Source organism: Agaribacillus sp. DX54, assembly GCF_056858335.1.
The window spans coordinates 262,695-281,096 of record NZ_JBXEQE010000003.1 but is presented as its reverse complement, the minus strand read 5'-3'; the positions used below and the strand labels follow the sequence as shown (position 1 = coordinate 281,096).

Annotated in this window: 14 protein-coding genes; 13 read left to right on the top strand and 1 reads right to left on the bottom strand. The window is 44.5% G+C overall.

The window, feature by feature from the left end; all coding sequences use genetic code 11:
* Positions 1-12: 12 nt before the first annotated feature.
* From AC04NP_RS05625 to AC04NP_RS05610, 4 genes are all read left to right on the top strand, one after another.
* Positions 13-1,758, top strand: a complete 1,746-nt coding sequence (locus AC04NP_RS05625; protein WP_482858532.1) for a RagB/SusD family nutrient uptake outer membrane protein — start codon at positions 13-15, stop codon at positions 1,756-1,758.
* Positions 1,759-1,936: 178 nt separating this feature from the next.
* Positions 1,937-4,852 carry a hypothetical protein gene (locus AC04NP_RS05620; RefSeq protein ID WP_482858531.1) on the top strand — a complete coding sequence of 972 codons (2,916 nt, stop codon included), beginning with the start codon at positions 1,937-1,939 and terminating at the stop codon, positions 4,850-4,852.
* A 78-nt stretch (positions 4,853-4,930) separates the two neighbouring features.
* Positions 4,931-5,077: a hypothetical protein gene (locus tag AC04NP_RS05615; protein WP_482858530.1), complete on the top strand. Its 147-nt coding sequence runs from the start codon at positions 4,931-4,933 to the stop codon at positions 5,075-5,077.
* Between the two features lie 52 nt (positions 5,078-5,129).
* On the top strand, positions 5,130-5,333 hold the full coding sequence (locus tag AC04NP_RS05610; protein ID WP_482858529.1) for a hypothetical protein: 204 nt from the start codon (positions 5,130-5,132) through the stop codon (positions 5,331-5,333).
* A 57-nt stretch (positions 5,334-5,390) separates the two neighbouring features.
* On the opposite strand, the gene AC04NP_RS05605 is transcribed toward AC04NP_RS05610, so the two are convergent.
* Complete coding sequence (locus AC04NP_RS05605) at positions 5,391-5,705, bottom strand: helix-turn-helix domain-containing protein (protein ID WP_482858607.1); 315 nt, start codon at positions 5,703-5,705, stop codon at positions 5,391-5,393.
* 338 nt (positions 5,706-6,043) lie between these two features.
* Between AC04NP_RS05605 and AC04NP_RS05600 the strand changes: the two genes are divergently transcribed.
* The 9 genes from AC04NP_RS05600 (at position 6,044) to AC04NP_RS05560 (ending at position 18,345) form a co-directional block, all read left to right on the top strand.
* Positions 6,044-6,310, top strand: a complete 267-nt coding sequence (locus tag AC04NP_RS05600) for a hypothetical protein (RefSeq protein WP_482858528.1) — start codon at positions 6,044-6,046, stop codon at positions 6,308-6,310.
* 93 nt (positions 6,311-6,403) lie between these two features.
* On the top strand, positions 6,404-9,406 hold the full coding sequence (locus AC04NP_RS05595; protein WP_482858527.1) for a PSD1 and planctomycete cytochrome C domain-containing protein: 3,003 nt from the start codon (positions 6,404-6,406) through the stop codon (positions 9,404-9,406).
* 1 nt (position 9,407) lies between these two features.
* On the top strand, positions 9,408-10,823 hold the full coding sequence (locus tag AC04NP_RS05590; RefSeq protein ID WP_482858526.1) for a DUF1501 domain-containing protein: 1,416 nt from the start codon (positions 9,408-9,410) through the stop codon (positions 10,821-10,823).
* An 80-nt stretch (positions 10,824-10,903) separates the two neighbouring features.
* Positions 10,904-11,026, top strand: coding sequence for a hypothetical protein (locus AC04NP_RS05585; protein ID WP_482858525.1), 123 nt, complete (start codon positions 10,904-10,906; stop codon positions 11,024-11,026).
* Between the two features lie 74 nt (positions 11,027-11,100).
* On the top strand, positions 11,101-11,883 hold the full coding sequence (locus AC04NP_RS05580; protein ID WP_482858524.1) for a phytanoyl-CoA dioxygenase family protein: 783 nt from the start codon (positions 11,101-11,103) through the stop codon (positions 11,881-11,883).
* Between the two features lie 349 nt (positions 11,884-12,232).
* On the top strand, positions 12,233-13,213 hold the full coding sequence (locus tag AC04NP_RS05575) for a hypothetical protein (protein ID WP_482858523.1): 981 nt from the start codon (positions 12,233-12,235) through the stop codon (positions 13,211-13,213).
* A gap of 249 nt (positions 13,214-13,462) precedes the next feature.
* Complete coding sequence (locus AC04NP_RS05570; protein WP_482858522.1) at positions 13,463-16,219, top strand: CHAT domain-containing protein; 2,757 nt, start codon at positions 13,463-13,465, stop codon at positions 16,217-16,219.
* Between the two features lie 327 nt (positions 16,220-16,546).
* Positions 16,547-17,008: a hypothetical protein gene (locus AC04NP_RS05565; protein ID WP_482858521.1), complete on the top strand. Its 462-nt coding sequence runs from the start codon at positions 16,547-16,549 to the stop codon at positions 17,006-17,008.
* Complete coding sequence (locus tag AC04NP_RS05560) at positions 17,005-18,345, top strand: DCC1-like thiol-disulfide oxidoreductase family protein (RefSeq protein WP_482858520.1); 1,341 nt, start codon at positions 17,005-17,007, stop codon at positions 18,343-18,345. The genes AC04NP_RS05565 and AC04NP_RS05560 overlap by 4 nt, the downstream gene beginning before the upstream one ends.
* Positions 18,346-18,402: the final 57 nt, after the last annotated feature.

Genomic DNA, 18,402 nt, shown 5'->3' with positions numbered 1-18,402 from the left:
AACCCTGGTAAAATGAACAATATTTTAAGAATTATATTATTATCAATAACAATCGTGTTTTGGTCAGGTTGTTCTGATGTGTTAGATGTGCAAAATCTTGGAGCATTTGACCCTAACGCTACCTGGAATGATCCTCAGTTGGCCAATGCCTACCTGACCAATCTGTACAATGACGTTATGCCAGCCGCATGGCCTGCGGGCAGTAGCGCTATTGAAAGCGGACATCCTGCCGATGAAACTATTGGCGTTTTTGGCCCGAATGCAATAACAGAAATCGGTCATGCATGGAGTGGTGCATTCGACAATCAATACCAGGATATTAGAAGTATCAATATTTTGCTCAACGAAATTGATGGTGGCTCCCTGGAAAGCGATACAAGAAACACCATTGTTGGTCAGGCTTTGTTTTTGAGGGCCTGGAGTTATTTCAATCTGGTGAGGGTCTATGGCGGTGTCCCGTTGTTGCTTGAATATCAGGGATTAGATGATGATCTTTTAGTGCCAAGAGCCGCTACGCCTGAGGTATTCAATGCTATATTATCTGATCTCGATGAGGCAATAATATTGCTGGATGGACAAAAATTTGCTGAAAATGACAAGGGGCGAATTGGTTTGGCCAGCGCATTGGCTTTCAAAGGAAGAGTGGCCTTATATATGGCCAGCCCTCTTTTCAATCCGGTAGCGCCTTTTTCTAATCAATACTGGGCAGCGGCCTTGACCGCCACCGAGACAGCCAGGACACAATTGGAAAGTATGGGGTTTAGCCTGAACAATACTTATGCAGACATATGGTCGGTTGGTAATGAAGGAAATACGGAGGCAGTCCTGACTGTTAAGTTTACAGATCCCGACCGGTCTAACGGCAGAAGGGAAGATTTGGTACGCCCACTTAGCCAATCGAGGAATGCAACCGGAGGCGACCAGCCGGTATGGAAACACGTGGAGGCTTACCCGATGGCGGATGGTTACGCGCCCGGAAGCTCGCCAACCTATCCTTATGATCTACAAACCTACTGGCAGAACAGGGATCCGAGATTTTATACGAATGTAGTATACAATGGAGCCATTTTCGAGTTAAGTGGTATCAACGGCAGAAGGCAGTATACTGACGCTGTTCTAGCGGATCCGTTTGATGGATTTGATGAATCATTCGAATTTGCAAGAACAGGATTTTACACAAGAAAAGGACTTCAGGAAGAGCTTATTGTAGAGCAGGTAGCATTGAATGATGTCGATTGGGTTGAAATCCGGTATGCGGAAGTGCTCCTGAATTTTGCAGAAGCGGCCAATGAAATGGGAAGAGGCGCTGATGCCCTCGATGTGCTTAAACAAATCCGGGAAAGGGCTGGAATAGAACCGGGCGCCGGTAATGATTACGGGCTTGCCGGTGTCACCTCTCAGGAGGCTATCAGAGAGGCAATATACAATGAACGATACATTGAATTTGCTTATGAAGGAAAAAGATTTTGGGATTTGAAAAGGTGGAGAAGGTTGACAGATTTAAACGGGGAAACAGAAACCGGATTAAGATCGACTTTGAAATCCGGCATTGATCCGGCTACGGATCCCAGAGGTCCGTTTGATTACCTGCCCACCGATTTTGATTACGAAGTTGTACCAATCCTGAATGCTGCATTTGTCCGGCATGAAATTCCGGAAAGTTATTATTTCGCTCCGATCCCACTGAATCAGCTACAAAGAAATGGGAACCTGGAGCAAAATGTGGATTGGGGTGGTACGTTCGATCCAACGTTCTAGTTTTTCATTTTAAAGGTCGCCTTACGTGTAAGTGAAGGTGACCTTAATGGCATGACCAACCCTCGTGTGGATTTGGATAAATGTGAACCTTAGGACAATACCTTTCTTAAATTCGATATAGAAATTCAATTTTTTTATATTTAACCTATCGTTGCTCAAAGAATTAATGAAAGAAAATATGCAAGTTAAAAGTGAAAAAAGGTATACGAATTTTAATCTTCAGACAGCGCTGCTCCTGTTGGCGCTAACATTTTTCTACCGTCATTTGGCCGGCGCCCAAACCCATAGGGATAAGCTTCAGGCTTTGCCCGTGGTGGAAGGGCCTTATCTGGAAGGAATCCAAAAAGATTGGCTGGTAGACAAGCCAAATATCAAGGCAGGTGTTTTCAGGAACCGGGCAGGCAATGCATTGATCATTTCAAATGGCATCATCTCCAGAACTTTCAGACTGACCCCGAATGCAGCAACGGTCGGGCTGGACAATTTGACGACAGGCGAGTCCTTGCTCAGAGGAGTAAAGCCTGAAGCCATCGTGAAAATTAATGGTATTAATTATGAAGTAGGAGGGCTTAAAGGACAACCTAATTACGCATTTCTTAAACCTGAATGGCTCGATGAAATGCAAACGGACCCTTCGGCGATGCAATTTACAGGCTATGAGGTGAGTAACCCCAAGGCCCCTTTTGCGTGGAAACGGCTTAGAGCACATGCCAATGACGTAGTATGGCCACCTAAAGGCATACACCTGCGTATGGACTATAACATGCCCGATCCTTTGGCCCTGCTAAAGGGAGACGGCCTGTTGCCAAGCGACTACCGCAGAGAGATACTTTACAAGACCTCATTCAGTAGTTTAGACAAGGGTTGGAAAGTTACCTATTCCCGGGCCCATGAACGTTCCTCTTTTGAGAACGAAGGGAAGATAGGAGAAATTTATACCCCGGGAAATACCAGTGTTTATGTTGAAAGGCCCTTTAATGAAACCGCTAAAATTATAGAAGCCACTTTCGATGCAGGTACGGATAAAAGTAAAGCTTATGGCCCTGGTATAACCCTTGTATGGCCGGAAAAAACGGTAAAATTTTATGTAAGACCCGGAGGCAATGCATATGATGACGGGATACCCATGTTTGGCCTTTGGGATGGAAAAAAAGAAAACAAAGCTGCGGGTGGGAGACAGGAGCTGGATATGAGTACCCCCTGGACGCTCCGTTTTCGCATGACTAAAACAGAAGTTTTTTGTGAAGCCCGTCCACAAGGAGGCGATTGGATCACTGTAGAAAAACTTAAACCCTTTGAATCTTTGCCTGTTTCGGTCAGAGTTGGTAAAACCAACGCACGAGGGGAAGGAGTAGATGCTAAGGATGAAGTAGGCGAACTGATCCGGATGAATATATTGGATTATGCGGAGTACGGTAACCTCGATACCGAAAAAACAGAAGGATTGGATTTGAAGGGGATCATGGTTTCTGTGCATTATGAACTTTACGATGGAATACCGGTCATGGCTAAATGGATTACCATAGAAAATAATGGTGAAGCAGCGATTACGATAGATAAGTTTACAAGTGAAATCATAGCCGCTGTAGAATATGGCTCATCTGTGGAAGCCAGGGAGTTTAACGTGCCTAAACCCAATATTCATGTTGAAACAGATTATGCATTTGCGAGTTTTAATGTAGATGATGCCAATCATCATGTAGTACGCTGGGAACCCGACCCGGAGTACCATACCCAGGTCAATTATTTACGCCTGACTCCCTGCTTGTTACGGGTCGGGCCTGAGATAGGTCCTGCACAAACGCTGGAAAAGGGAGCATCTTTTAAATCTTTCAGGACTTTTTTATTGCCTTACGATAGTTATGACAGGGGGCGGCAGGGCTTGGCGCTGCGCAGGATGTACCGCACCCTTGCTCCCTGGACTACTGAAAACCCACTGATGATGCATGCCCGTTTTGCCGATTGGGAGCGTGTAAAAGCTGCGATCGATCAGGCTGCGGAAGTAGGATTCGAAATGGTCATCCTTACCTTTGGAAGTGGTTTCAATATTGAAAACGACAGTGAAGAATACATAGCCAAAATGAAGCAATATGCAGATTATGCAAAAAGTAAGGGAGTGGAGATCGGTGGATATTCATTGCTCGCATCCAGGAGAGTAGGAGGGGGAAATGACGTGGTTATGCCTCCGGGTCAGCGGCCTGCTTTTGGAAATTCTCCCTGTATCGAAAGTGTGTGGGGACAATCGTATTTTAAAAAACTCTATGACTTCTATGAAAAAACCGGTTTTACATTGCTGGAACACGATGGTTCATATCCCGGGGATGTGTGCACTGCAACGCATCATCCCGGTCACAACGGATTAGAGGACTCCAGATGGAATCAATACCAAACCATCTCACAGTTTTATCAGTGGTGCAGGGAGAAGGGTATATACCTCAATGTTCCTGATTACTATTATATGATTGGATCCAACAAATGTGGCATGGGTTATAGAGAGGTCAACTGGAGTTTGCCAAGAGCGCAGCAGGTGCTTCATACGAGGCAGAACATTTATGATGGTAGCTGGCAAAAAACCCCTGCCATGGGATGGATGTTTGTACCACTTACAGAATATCATGGAGGGGGGCCGGCAGCGACTGTGGAACCATTGCATGAACATCTTGATCATTATGAAATGATGATGGTCAGTAACCTCGGGGCTGGTGTACAGGCTTGCTACCGGGGCCCGCGATTATATGACTCCGACAAAACTAAAAAGATGGTAAAACGTGTGGTGGAATGGTACAAAAAACACCGGGAAGTACTGGAAGGTGATCTGATTCATCTGCGCAGGGCTGATGGAAAAGATCTGGATTACTGGCTTAGTGTAAATCCGAATGGCGAAGAAAAAGGATTGTTGATGGTATATAACCCATTGAAAAATGATGTTTCAAAGACTATTAAAATCCCCCTTTATTATACCGGGCTAAAAGACAAAGCCATGGTAAGTACGGAAAACGGCCTTCAAAAACCATATAAACTTGACAGGCATTATAACATAACACTTGAAATAAAAGTAGCTGGCGGTGGTTATACATGGGCTGTCATCCAATGAAAGATAAATGATTGTACTATGAATTAGTTAGTGAACGCGGTATTTGACAATCCAATCAGATTTATAGACCCGGACGGAATGATGCCGGAGGAAATAAACTGCTGCGATGAAGACCCATCAGAAGAGTTGGCAAATGTGATTGCAGCTACTGTAAGTGATGGATTAGCTGGTCTTTATAATTTAACCATTGGAAGAATAAATAATACTGTTTACTGTTGCGGATAACTCTGCTGATGGCATAACGATAATAATAAGGGAGCGTAAAGCTCCTGAAACCTTGGTTGAAGCAGTAACTGGGCCTTTAGTTGATGGGTTGAACACTAGTTCGCTGGTCACCGGGGGTAGCAGTGGTGCCACTGGAAACCTGCTTGCTAAAACGGGGGCGGGAGCAAAAAACGCAGCAGAAACGGCTCAACAAGCAGCTCAACAAATGAAGAAAGCTTTTCCACTTTTTAATTTCTATGGAGATTTATATGAATAATAAACTATAAACAGATAACGAATACAAAAAACTGATCAATGAATGGTCAGGTTTTTTTTACTGCAAGAGCGAGTCCATTTTATACTTAGCGAAGAAAGCGTCCATCAGGGCGTATATATGTTCTTTGTCTTCAGGGTTGAGCTTTTTCAACAGCTTTAACCTTTTAAGCGCATCCTTATCGATATTCTGATACTCTCCATCTTTTACCAGAAAATCAATCGTAACGTTCAGTGCATCGGCAATTTTAGCGCCCGTGTCGATAGAAGGTTTGATCTCGTCCCTTTTATACTTTCCAATAATGGAATAATAAGAGTCAATTTGCTTGGCAAGGTCGGCTTGAGAAAGATTTTTTTCTTTTCTTAGGTCACTGATTTTTTACCGATTCCCGCTAATAGAGAAGTTTAAAGAACAACTATTTAAATAAAGTCGTTGCACATTTTGAATTGGAAGGGCTTGCGTCCAGACCTGCCAGGCGTGGTAGAAGTGCGACAGGTGGAAACCGTCCGGCTATAGCTCAGGCAGCTGGAGAAGCAGCAGCCATTGCAAGAGGGCAATCTACATGTTCTGGAAGCCATACGTACTTTGCTGCAAAAGACCAGACTAAATCCTGTTCTTAAAGATAAACTTACCAGTAGAGCTATGAGATCAGATGAGGATATCAAAGCTGGGCGCATTCTTACCAAAGAGGAGGTAATCAGGCGCACTAACAAATGAAGTTGGTTTATACTGAAGAAGCTTTAGCAGGGTTGCAAGAAGCATTGGATTTTATCGCAGCTAAGGTTACTGATGAAAAGCTAGCGGAAATTAGAGATCGCATAGTCAATAAAGCAGATATTTTATTAGATAACCCATTTATTGGGCAAGAAGAAGAGTACCTGGATCACAATAATGGCTATGGATGTGCCTTATTTTTGTCATATTATTCCGGTATTTATTTTATTTTTATTAGTATATTAGAAGAACGCTTATATTTTTAAAACAGGAGTAAGCAGCTACCGAGACTACAGCTTTGGAGGGTAAGGTGAAAGTTTGAGAACAAAGGGCTTAAACAAACGAAAATTTTTATGAAAATGTCACGGATCAAGGTAATTTCCCTTTCCCTCGCCTTTCTGATGGGTTCACTGTCAATGAATCGATGCACTGAAAGCGAAGATCCGTCAATGCCTGAAACCGTGGATTTCAACTTCCATATACGACCGGTACTTGTAAAAAACTGTTACCTTTGCCACGGGCCTGACCCGAGTAGCCGAAAAAGTGAATTAAGGCTCGATACCTTTGAAGGAGCAACCGGTACCGGTGAAAGCGGACTTGCAGCGATAGTCCCCGGACGCCCTGGAAAGAGTGAGGTCATTCGTCGCATTATGCATCATAATCTTGATGAAGTAATGCCACCACCCGAATCGAAACTTACTTTAAGCGAAAGGGAAAAACGATTAATAGAAAAATGGATTGATGACGGCGCCGTCTGGAAGCCGCACTGGTCTTTCATCTCCCCTGTCGAACCGACAGTACCGGAAGTTTCCGGTACAAAGCAAATAAATAATGAAATCGATGCTTTTGTCCTCAAAAAAATAGAAGAAAACGGACTGGAACCTGTTGGTACCGCTGGAAAGAACACTTTGATCCGAAGACTCTCATACCTGCTTACGGGACTTCCCCCAAAGGTAGAGGAAGTAAAACGATTTGTGGCTGACAATACCCCTGATGTCTATGAAAAACTGGTGGATTATTACTTATCTTCTCCGCATTTCGGTGAACACTGGGCCCGGCATTGGATGGATATCGTCAGATACGCGGAAACCAAAGGTCATGAGTTTGACTATCAGATAACCGGTGCATGGAGATACCGTGACTATCTGATCAGGGCCCTGAATAGTGATGTGTCCTATGATCAGTTGGTCAGGGAACACCTGGCCGGTGATCTTTTAACGAATCCCCGATGGAACAAAGAAACCGGCATTAATGAATCGGTATTGGGAACGGCATTTTTCGCCTTAGGTGAAGGTACTCATAGCCCGGTCGATATCAGAAAGGATGAAGCCGATCGGATTGACAACATGATCGATGTTACCAGCAAAGCTTTTCAGGCACTCACCGTATCGTGTTCACGATGCCATGATCATAAGTTCGATCCAATACCTACGGCAGACTATTACGCGATGTATGGAGTGATGGAAAGCAGCCGGTTTTCCCCCCGCATGGCTAATCTTACTTTCCAACAGACAGAAGACATACGGGAATTTCAGAAAACAAAAGAATACATCCGGAAAAAGCTGGCTGCAAATTGGATAGGTAAAGAAACGGATCATACTGTTGAAACTCCGGCCACAGAACAAATCACCGCACATCATCACGGGGAAGAGAGCCGGGTGCTCGGTGATTTCAGGGGAAGCGGTTTAGACAGCTGGAAAAGTGATGGCTTGGCTTTTGGAAATCATTCTGCCCTGGGCGAGCCGATATTTGATCAGAAGGGAGAAAAAATAACCGGGTTATCTGAAGGCAAGGCCTCCAGTCTGATATTGGGGGCAGGGATACCCGGTGCGCTGAGGTCGCCTGATTTTGTGATTGATCATGATTTCATAGGTATCAGGGCGTTGGGTAAAAACGGAACCATCAGGATAATCATTGATAATTTTCAATTGATTCAGGATCCCATCTATGGTGCTCTGATGAAGGAGGTTAACAGTGACACATGGCATAACTACAAAATTGATGTTTCCAAATGGAAAGGCCGTAAGGCCTATGTGGAAATCCTTCCGGGGGTTTTCAAAAAGCATGAGTACAACCTGCCGGAAGGTGCTTTTATCGAAGCAGCTTATGTGCTGGTTTTTGACGGAGCTTGGCGGGAAATTCCGGAACCCGGCGAACCTGAAGTACCATCATTGTCGGGTGCCATAGCGGGCTGGGCCGCTAACAAGGGATCGACCGAACAGATTCGGCTGATTAATCAAAAAATCACACAAGGTACTTTAGACGCTCGTTTACCCGGGATAAAAGAACTGTTTACAAAGCGCGAGGCACTTGAAAAGAGCTTTGAAGGTGCTGCCTATTTCATAGGAATGACTGATGGTTTTGGAATTAACAGCCCCGTATTTATCAGGGGCAGTCACCAACATGTTTCGGAGCACCGCATTCCAAGGGCTTTTCTTTCAGCCCTGACATTCGGGGACACTACTTTTCAATCCTCGGGAAGTGGTAGGGAAGAGTTGACCGAGGCTATCCTGAATCCAAAAAACCCGCTGACTTCGCGGGTAATGGTCAATAGAATATGGCACCACCTGTTTGGAAGAGGCATTGTTGAAACAGTAGATAACTTTGGTGTACAGGGAAAAATTCCCACACATCCCGCGTTGTTGGATTACCTTGCTATCAAGTTGCAGCGGGAGCGATGGTCTATCAAAAACATGATAAAATACATCGTCATGTCCCGGACTTTCCAGCGCGGGTTAGTAGGTGATGATGACCTTCAAAAAAAAGATCCGCAAAATCTCTGGCTGGCACATTATCCTATCAGACGGCTCCAGGCCGAAAGTATCAGGGATGCTATACTTGCAATTTCCGGAAACCTCGATCCCCGGATGTATGGGGAGCCCGTTCCCATTCATCTTACCGACTTTATGACCGGCCCCGGGCGGCCTGCTGAGTCTGGCCCTCCGGATGGTCATGGCAGGCGCAGTATTTATATAGCTGTGCGCAGAAACTTTCTGTCACCCATGATGTTGGCCTTTGACCGGCCCATTCCTTTTTCGACTTTCGGGAAAAGGAATGTAACCAATGTGCCTGCACAATCCTTGTTTTTGATGAACGATCCTTTTGTGATGCACGAGGCCGGATCGATGGCTGCCGAAGTAGTCGAACAAGACCTGGGCTTTGAGGAGCGCATTCAATGGATTTATATGCGGGCGTTATCAAGGCCGGCCAGTGAAAAGGAGGTGATGCACGCCAGGAATTTTGTGAATCAGCAGGCAGCATCTTACAAGATTAGTCCTGATAAAGCGCTCAAAGAAATAAAAGTCTGGAATGATTACTGTCATGCGATATTTAACCTGAAAGAATTTATTTATTTAATTTAACATGGAAAAAGCAAATCACCATATTTATCGACCCATTAGCCGGAGAGAAATGCTGGGTATCTGTAAATCGGGGTTTGGCTCTTTGGCTTTCCTCAGTTTGTTTGGCAGCATGCCCCAGTCAAAAGCAGGGGAATTCAAAAGGTTGATGCAGCCAATCCGCCATCATATACCTAAAGTAAAGCATGTAATTTTCCTTTACATGGATGGCGGGGTATCACAGGTTGACTCCTTCGACCCAAAGTCCAGGCTCGATCAGGAAAACGGCGAAGATCCCAATAAAAAGTTCAAAGTGGATGACACGCAGTTTGGCAATGTCGGAAAAATATTAAAAAGCCCCTGGAAATTCAGACAATACGGAGAATGCGGTATGCCTGTCAGCGAATTGTTTCCACACATTGGCAGTTGTGCCGATGATATTGCTTTGATACGGTCCATGGTTTCAGATTTTCCCGAACATACCAATGCCAACTACTTTTTACACACCGGCAGCGGCATCCAGGGCAGGCCCAGTATGGGTGCCTGGGTAACGTATGGTTTGGGAAGTGAGAACCAAAACCTTCCGGGCTATGTAGTGCTGGACGGAGGCCTGGATAATTTTAACAGTGGCTTCCTGCCTGCCTCTTATCAAGCCTCTATCCTTAAAGCCAGTGCGTCACCGCTGGCCAACATTCAGCCACAGGAAGAAAGCCAGGCGCTGCAGGATCAGAAACTTGCCCTGATCAGCCGTATGGATAAGAGCCTGATAGGAAACCTGGGACACGCTGATGCGGTGGAATCTGCCATTTCCAATTATGAGCTTGCCTACCGCATGCAGTCTTCCGTGCCGGAATTAACCGAATTTTCAAGAGAAAGCAAAGAAACGCAAAAACTGTACGGGCTGATGTCCGATGATCCATATACGCGTAATTATGGTGCACAATGCCTTTTGGCCAGAAGACTTGTAGAAAGAGGGGTCAGATTTATAGAGTTAACCTGTCCGAAGGTGAAGGCCGACCGTTGGGATCAGCACAGCGGGCTAAAAGATGGCCATGAGCGAAATGCCTATGCAGTGGATCAACCGATTGCCGGTTTGATTAAAGATTTGAAAAGGCGGGGGCTGCTCGATGAAACACTGGTGGTATGGACAGGAGAATTCGGACGAACACCCTTTGCCCAGGGCACCGATGGACGGGACCACAACCCTTCCGCATTCAGCATGTGGATGGCTGGCGGCGGTATCAAAGGAGGCACCATTTATGGCCATACAGATGACTATGGCTACAGAGTTGTTGAGAATAAAACGACTATCCATGATATCCATGCAACCATGTTACACCTGCTAGGTGTTGACCACGAAAGACTTACCTTTCATTTTGGCGGAAGGGATGTCAGGTTGACAGATGTGCATGGCCATATCATTGAAGGAATTTTAACCTGATTGATTTTAATATATCTGGTAATAACAAACCTGAATCAGCAGGGGTTGACTGGCCCACCGTAAATTCAAAATGCCTGCTTTTGATTCCGACAATTTTTTTTACAGCAGAAAACCATGCCTTGGCCATCATTCCCGCACCGGCCCAACTGGAAATGTGTGTACCGTCCGGGATCTATGTGGATGAGGTGACCGTGTACCGATAGGCTAAGCCTACGGCAACCCTTTGGTCATAGCTTTTGGATCAAATTTTTTTTATCTTTATTCAAATCCTTATCTTATGCAAGACGCAATGCTATCCCTGTTAGGAGTGCAGGAAAGTACGCTAACGGCTTCTGAAAAAGCTTTTCTGGATGAAAATGGTTATCTGAATTTAGGCCAACTCCTGAATGATCGGCAGCTTGAAGCAATCAGAAACAGGTTGAACCGATTACTGGAGTCGGAAGGGGAACAGGCAGGGTCGGAATTGATGGATTCTCCCTACATACGACATCCCAAAGAGGCCGGTGCCGATCGTTTGGCTGACCTTGTAAATAAAGGCGTATTATTCGACATCTTTTATACCCATCCCCGTGTGCTTGCCGGTATGGCCCATGTACTGGGCCATGAAATTAAGCTTTCTTCACTCAATTACCGTGCTGCCAGGGCCGGACAAGGTCTTCAAAAATTACATGCAGATTGGCACGAGGCGGTTTCACCTCATGATTACAAAGTATGCAATTCCATCTGGCTCCTGGATGATTTTTCCAAAGAAAACGGGGCGACAAGGATCGTACCCGGAACCCACCGCAACAGCTCGTTGCCGCAAGATGTTTTACAGGACCCCTTTGCCACCCACCCCGACGAGGTGCTCATAGAAGCACCGGCAGGTTCGGTAGTAATTTTTAATTCACATGCCTGGCACGGGGGCACCGACAACACTACCAGTCATCCCCGAAGGGCTGTTCACAGCTATTTTTGCAGAAAAGACCAGCCTCAGCAGGTTGACCAAAAGAAATACATTCTGCAGGAAACCTTAAGCCGGCTTCCTTCTTCGGCTGTTGCTCTTCTTGGACTTACCTGAAAGTATCTGTGGTCGAACATTGGCCGAAAACGTTGTGCAACACCCGCGAGACGCTGGCGCCAGATTAAGAATTAAGTTATATAGTAGTTTCCCACAGCGTTGCTCCCATCCGCAAAAAATAACAGAACTTTAGTGATATGAAAGTGAATATAATAAAAAACGATTGTAACTTACCGCCCACCTCCAGGCCATCTGAAAAGTGCTTAAAGAGGTTTTTGAAGCAAAGCTACCGATTCACCAAGCAAACATGCTGAGATAAAAAAAAATAAAATGTAAAGTTTTAGGGGAATTGTCTGTATTTAACGGTTACATTACTACAAACCATTACGACTTAATACAAAAACCAACAATGAACTATCGAAAGTTAAAAATTTCTACCCTGGTTTTGACCATACTAACTATGAGTATTTTGTCATGCAGTGATGACGACATATCACCCAACCAGGTAAATAACAATGGGATTGATTCAAGCGGAACAGCAAACAACGGTTCAACGGCTATTTGCGCTGACTTTGAGTATTCAGATACCATATTCTACTTGAGAGAGCAAATCACGGACTATATCGAATCACCCCTTATTGCGCAAACAGGTACTTACGGGGCTTTCCCCGGAGGATTAGTTATCGACAGCGCCACCGGAGCGATCAATGTAAGTCAAAGTGAAACCGGGCTTGCCTATGAAGTCTTTTTTATTCCACAAGGCACAACAGATAGCTGTAAGATTTCCATTGTAATTTCAGGAATAGATTACGAAGATCATATTTACGAAATCAATACCGCCGATACGCTGGCCATTCCGTTTTACAACGCCCAAAAAGGCCTGCTTCCGCCATGTTCAGATGACGATGACGACGATGATGATGATCATGATGATGATCATGATGATGACGACGATGATGGATGCGAATTTGATGACGGTCCCGATGATGACGACGGAGATGGTACAGGAGACGAGCCTTTGCCAGGACAAGAAGTAATACCTCAGGGAGTAGACATTAATAAAGCTACCGGTGTTATTAACGTAAAAAATACCTTCGCCAATGGCGTATTTGGGCCTAATCCTGTGAATGGAACTGAAAAAGACTTCAGAATCAATTACCGCCTTAACGACGCCAGTAACCACACCCTCAACGGCATTGATGTTCGTTTCTTCTATTTTGAAACCCGCGGTGATATCCCTGCTTCCCTGCTTGATGAAATTAACGAAAGGAATAGCCTTTCAGCAGCGCCGGGAAGTGGCAGCAGGAGGTCAAACGTTTCGAGGACAGCGACCGATAGACCGGGTATGAGAAGACCCAGATACATCCTGATTGTCGGAAAAGTCCAATAGAGCTATTGAATACCCTTGCTTCCTCCTGCCTTTCGAGGTGGGCAAGGAGCATTGTGTTCTTCAAAAGGTTGGTGTCGGCCTGCTGTCTGTTGAGCACCTGGACCTCCGACCGGATTTGTTGAATTAATCCACTTAGCAAGACTTTTTCAAGGTACACCACCATAAGCAGGAGTCACCGATTCTTAAGTATTGCAGAAAAATATAATTCCTGACGGTAATAATGTAATTTTGTTTAAAATCATTCAACGCATGACTCGGATTTCCTTTTGCTTTACCCTGTTCCACCTCTTTTCTTTCTTCGACTGTGTTGCACAGGAAGAAAATGCCCGGCAACTTTATCACGAAGCCGAGGAATACTTTAATACCTATCCACCCACTGCTTATTCAGATTCTCTTGCTACCACAAGATATCTTCAGGTAGCCTCTATGTTGTCACATACACAAGAAAATGCGCTCATGCTTTTTGACTGTTATGAAAGGGCAGGAATTCTGAAACAAGACCATGGGCTAAACAATGAAGCATTGGAGCTGTTTAAAAAAGCGATAAGCCTTTGTCAGAAATTTGAATTAGCGGACTCATTGCTATATACCCCTTATGTTTACTCCGGTAATTCCCACTATTACCTCCATAACTTTGATTCCTCCAAATACTATCTCGAAAAGGCAGAAAAAAGTCTTTACAAAAATCAGGACCCTCATTTGTATAATTCATTTGGCGTACTGCACTTTGAGGCAGGTAATTATGCCCAAAGCATCAACTATTTCGGTAAAGCCCTGGAAATAGCCCGGCAGGAGAATTACATCGACAGAGGTCTTTACACTTTCAAAAGTAATATCGCTACCGCTTTGGGACGCCTGGAGCTTTATGATTCTGCGATAGTGTTATACAAGGAGATCCTGGACCTTAATGTTCGTAATGATGAGATTTATATTAATCTGGGCATGACTTTTCTTAAAAAATATGAGCCTGACAGTGCACTACTATACTTGACCAACGTGAAAGACAGTGTCAGAAGGCATAGTGTAGTCTATCATAATAAAATCGGCCACACCTATTTCCAGCAGGGCCGGTACGATTTAGCGGAAGAACATTTCCAAAAATCATTGTCAATGTGGAAAAGAGAGGGGAAATACGATAGAATAGGGTTTACCTACAAGCTGCTGGGCGATATCTATTATCAAAAAAAGGATTATCTGAAAGCACTTGACTATTATCAACAGTCTATTATCCAGTTGGATTATGATTTTGATGATAACAATATTTTATTGAACCCCAAAAACTTTGCCACCGGCTTTAGCAGTTTTTCATTGTTTGAAAGTCTTGTGGCCAAAGCTATCTGTTTGTATGGCTTGTACAATCAAGAAAAGGATGATCGCTATCTAAACGCGTCATTAAATACCTACAACGCTGCTTTCAGGATGGCTGATTTTATCAACAAATCATTTGATAATGAAGATGCACGGCTTTTTATCGGGCAAAAAGTATTTAAGGCGTATCAGCAAGGTGTGCAATTGCTTATAAATACTTATGAGACCACCCATGACAAGAAATATGTGGAACATGCCCTTTACTGGGCAGAAAAGAGTAAAGCCACCGCATTAGCAATAAGTTTAAAAGAGAATCAGATTAAACCCTACTCTGACTTGCCGGACTCATTGCTGGAAAAAGAACAAAACCTGAAATTTAATCTGTCCAGGCTTTTTCTTAAAATTGATAATACGGAAGATGAAGAAGCAATTGCTTCGTTGAAAACTGAAATCAGGGATATACAACTGGATTTGTCCAGACTCCAGGCTACACTGCATGAATACCCTGAATACTACCGGAAAAAGTTTAGTAATGATAGTGTGGAGTTGTCTTATATTCAACACAAAATACTCGATGACGGGTCCGCCCTGCTGTCGTATTTTTATTGTGACACTAGCATAGTCCTTTTCGTGCTGACCAATGCTGACCTGAAATATTATCAGATACCCATAGACGATGGCTATCGCCGGGCCTTGCAACAACTTGAAAAGGAACTGCGCCAATTTGTGCCCGGTAAAGTTTATGCTGGCAGTTCATTTGCAAAAACGCTCTATCAAAAACTGATACTTCCGGCAAAAGAAGATTTGAGAGGCAAAAGTTCAATGATAATCATTCCCCACCAAAGACTTAATAACCTGCCTTTTGAAGCGCTGGAAGATGAATCGGGCGAATATCTCATCAAAAATTATGGGGTGACTTACCAATATGCGGCCTCCTTTCTGAGCCATGCAGGTCAGGAGGCCCTGGATTTACAAAATGCCCTCATTGTTACCCCCTTTTCCGGACCGCCGGAACAATCCAAGGAAAGGGTAGCTGAGTTTTTGCCGCTTCATTACACAGAACAGGAGGCCAGCCAACTGGATGGTAAATGGCTCACCGGTGCCGAAGCCACCAAATCAAATTTCCTGAAATATAAAGACAGTGTGGCCATCATCCATCTGGCAACACACAGTATCGCTAATAGCGAAGATCCTTCCCGTTCGTTTATTGTTTTTTACCCGGATTTGGCCGGCGACAACAGCTATAAACTATTTGCCCATGAGTTGTACAACATTTCCCTGAACCAGACGCACCTGGCTTTTCTCAGCGCCTGTGAAACCGCCCATGGCAAACTGGTAAGCGGGGAAGGGATCATGAGTCTTTCAAGGGCTTTTGCCATCGCCGGCTGTCCGAATATGGTAACCTCCCTTTGGAAAGCCGAGGATCATGCCACTGCTTTTATAAGCCAGAAGTTTTATGAATATCTCAGAAAAGGGCTGGGATTCTCCCAGTCCCTGAAACTGGCTAAAATCGATTTGATGAAAAATCCGGATTACGCGCAATTCCATTCCCCCTCCTATTGGTCACACCTGATTTTTGTCGGAGACCCCCAGACCTCTGACGCTTCTGGAAATATATGGTACTATATGATGATCGCTCTTTTGATAACCGGCATTGCCGCACTGGCGTGGAGAAACTTTTTCAGGACCTCTGTGTAAGAAGAAAAGAAGTGAAAGTTTGCGGGTTGTGAGGTTACAGGTCACAGGTTTCTAGTTCCGGGTTCCGGGTTTTCAGTTTTCAGGTTTAAAAGTAGGGCGCATGCGGGACGTGGGTGTTGCACAACTCATTATAGGTGCTGCATTTATTTTCGTTTTAGTCATAGTATGACTTAGAGTCATACTATGACTGGTGATCTCCGGAGTGCCCTACACCCCCCTAAAAATCCCCAAAAAAGATCCTCCCCCAGATTACATATTAACCACCAGCATCGACTAAGCAGTACAACCTCGAATTCAACGCAAGTTTAACAACCAAATACGATAACCATGATTAAGACAAAAGCAGCCGCATCGATATTTAGTGTGATAATGATCATGGCCATATTATGGCCGGTACGGCAAAACTGGGTAGAAAACCCTCAGGATGAGTTTCCTTTTTCCTATTACCCCATGTTTTCACACAAGCGAAAAGCAACGCATTCGCTACCTTACTTTGTGGGTTATGACATTTCCGGGAAGCGACATTATATCCCCTACAAGTACGCAGGACCAGGTGGCTTCAACCAGGTAAGAAGGCAAATTAATAAGCGGGCGAGGCAGGGTGATGTAGAGGAACTCACTAAAAAGGTAGCCACAAGGTTAGCCCGGACTAACAAGGCTCCATACAATGAATTGGTAAGGGTTGAAATGGTAAGAGGCAGGTATAATCTGGATGATTTTTTTATGTCCGAAAACAAGCTTCCAATCAAAGAAACAGTTTACAGCTATCAAAATATTGAAAAGAAATGAAGACCTTATTGACAAAACTCAAGAACTTTTGGTTTAGCCCGGCACCGGCTGAACGACTGGCCATACTGCGCATAGCATCGGGTGGTTTTTCACTGTGGTATTTGCTCACCAGATTTGATATGATGCAAAGAATAGCACGCTCCGACAGCGCCATGTTCGAGGCCGTTGGGTTATCCAACCTACTTAACGGCCCTTTGCCTCCTGATTTGTTTACATTAATATTTTCATTAGGTATTGCACTGAACATTGCTTACATAATGGGATGGAAGTTCACGTGGACAGGCCCTCTTTTTGCCATTTTGCTTTTATTCCTGTTGAGCTACAGAAACTCATGGTCCATGATCTATCATGGCCGCATAGCTTTGGTACTGCATGTGCTGGTAATAGGTTTTGTGGCTGCCGCAGATGCTTACTCCTGGGATGCCTGGTGGAAAAAAAGAAAAGGAATGATCAGTAGTACCGTCAGCCATTGGCGTTATGGCTGGCCGATAAAACTGGTATGTGCCGCCACAGTATTTACCTACTTCCTGGCAGGCTTGGCAAAAGTGTTTGGTGAACTAGCCTGGGATTGGGTATCAGGAAGCGCCATGCGCTCGCAGGTGGCGATCGATACACTGAGAAAGATGGTGTTAGGTGAGAACTTTTCCCCGCTTTTCGAATGGATATATCCGCATACGGAATTATTCCTATTCATGGGTATTCTCACCTTTGTGCTTGAGCTGGGCGGACCGCTGGTGCTCGGTAATAAACGGGCAGGCATGATCTGGGCTTTCCTGACCTGGACTATGCATTGGGGAATCTTTTTTGTCATGGGTATCCGATTCCGGTACCAGATGAGCGGCTTGATTTTTTTGCCCTTTTTCGATACGGAAAAAGCTATACCCTATCTGAAAAGACTGTTTGGCAAAAAGCAAAAACCTGATACCCTTAATGTGGAATCCGGGCAAACCGAGTCGGTCGTTTTGTTTGATGGTGTCTGTAATTTTTGCGATAGAACAGTGCGATTCATTCTTGACCATGATCACCGTAAACATTTTCATTTTGCCTCACAACAGTCAGAGACAGGACAGAAGCTGTTAAAGAAGTATAAGGCCCCGGCTGACACTTCAACGATTGTATTGATAGAAAATAAAAAAGTATATACACGCAGTACAGCCATACTGCAGATAGCCGGAAAACTCAAAGCCCCCTGGAATTGGATGTACCTATTTATCCTGATCCCTAAACCCATCAGAGAGGCTGCTTACCGGTTATTTGCAAAGTATCGCTACCGATGGTTCGGAATGAAAAATGTGTGTGAAATCCCTGACCCGGGCATTCAGGCCAGGTTTTTATAGAGACTCAATATTTTTTTAAAAAGATGATTACATAGCGTCGACCTGCTTCGACTTATA

Bases quoted from the DNA above. Each gene is read 5' to 3' on its own strand.
- AC04NP_RS05625 (WP_482858532.1), top strand. From the start codon at position 13: ATGAACAATATTTTAAGAATTATATTATTATCAATAACAATCGTGTTT.
- AC04NP_RS05620 (WP_482858531.1), top strand. From the start codon at position 1,937: ATGCAAGTTAAAAGTGAAAAAAGGTATACGAATTTTAATCTTCAGACA.
- AC04NP_RS05615 (WP_482858530.1), top strand. From the start codon at position 4,931: ATGATGCCGGAGGAAATAAACTGCTGCGATGAAGACCCATCAGAAGAG.
- AC04NP_RS05600 (WP_482858528.1), top strand. From the start codon at position 6,044: ATGAAGTTGGTTTATACTGAAGAAGCTTTAGCAGGGTTGCAAGAAGCA.
- AC04NP_RS05595 (WP_482858527.1), top strand. From the start codon at position 6,404: ATGTCACGGATCAAGGTAATTTCCCTTTCCCTCGCCTTTCTGATGGGT.
- AC04NP_RS05590 (WP_482858526.1), top strand. From the start codon at position 9,408: ATGGAAAAAGCAAATCACCATATTTATCGACCCATTAGCCGGAGAGAA.
- AC04NP_RS05580 (WP_482858524.1), top strand. From the start codon at position 11,101: ATGCAAGACGCAATGCTATCCCTGTTAGGAGTGCAGGAAAGTACGCTA.
- AC04NP_RS05575 (WP_482858523.1), top strand. From the start codon at position 12,233: ATGAACTATCGAAAGTTAAAAATTTCTACCCTGGTTTTGACCATACTA.
- AC04NP_RS05570 (WP_482858522.1), top strand. From the start codon at position 13,463: ATGACTCGGATTTCCTTTTGCTTTACCCTGTTCCACCTCTTTTCTTTC.
- AC04NP_RS05565 (WP_482858521.1), top strand. From the start codon at position 16,547: ATGATTAAGACAAAAGCAGCCGCATCGATATTTAGTGTGATAATGATC.
- AC04NP_RS05560 (WP_482858520.1), top strand. From the start codon at position 17,005: ATGAAGACCTTATTGACAAAACTCAAGAACTTTTGGTTTAGCCCGGCA.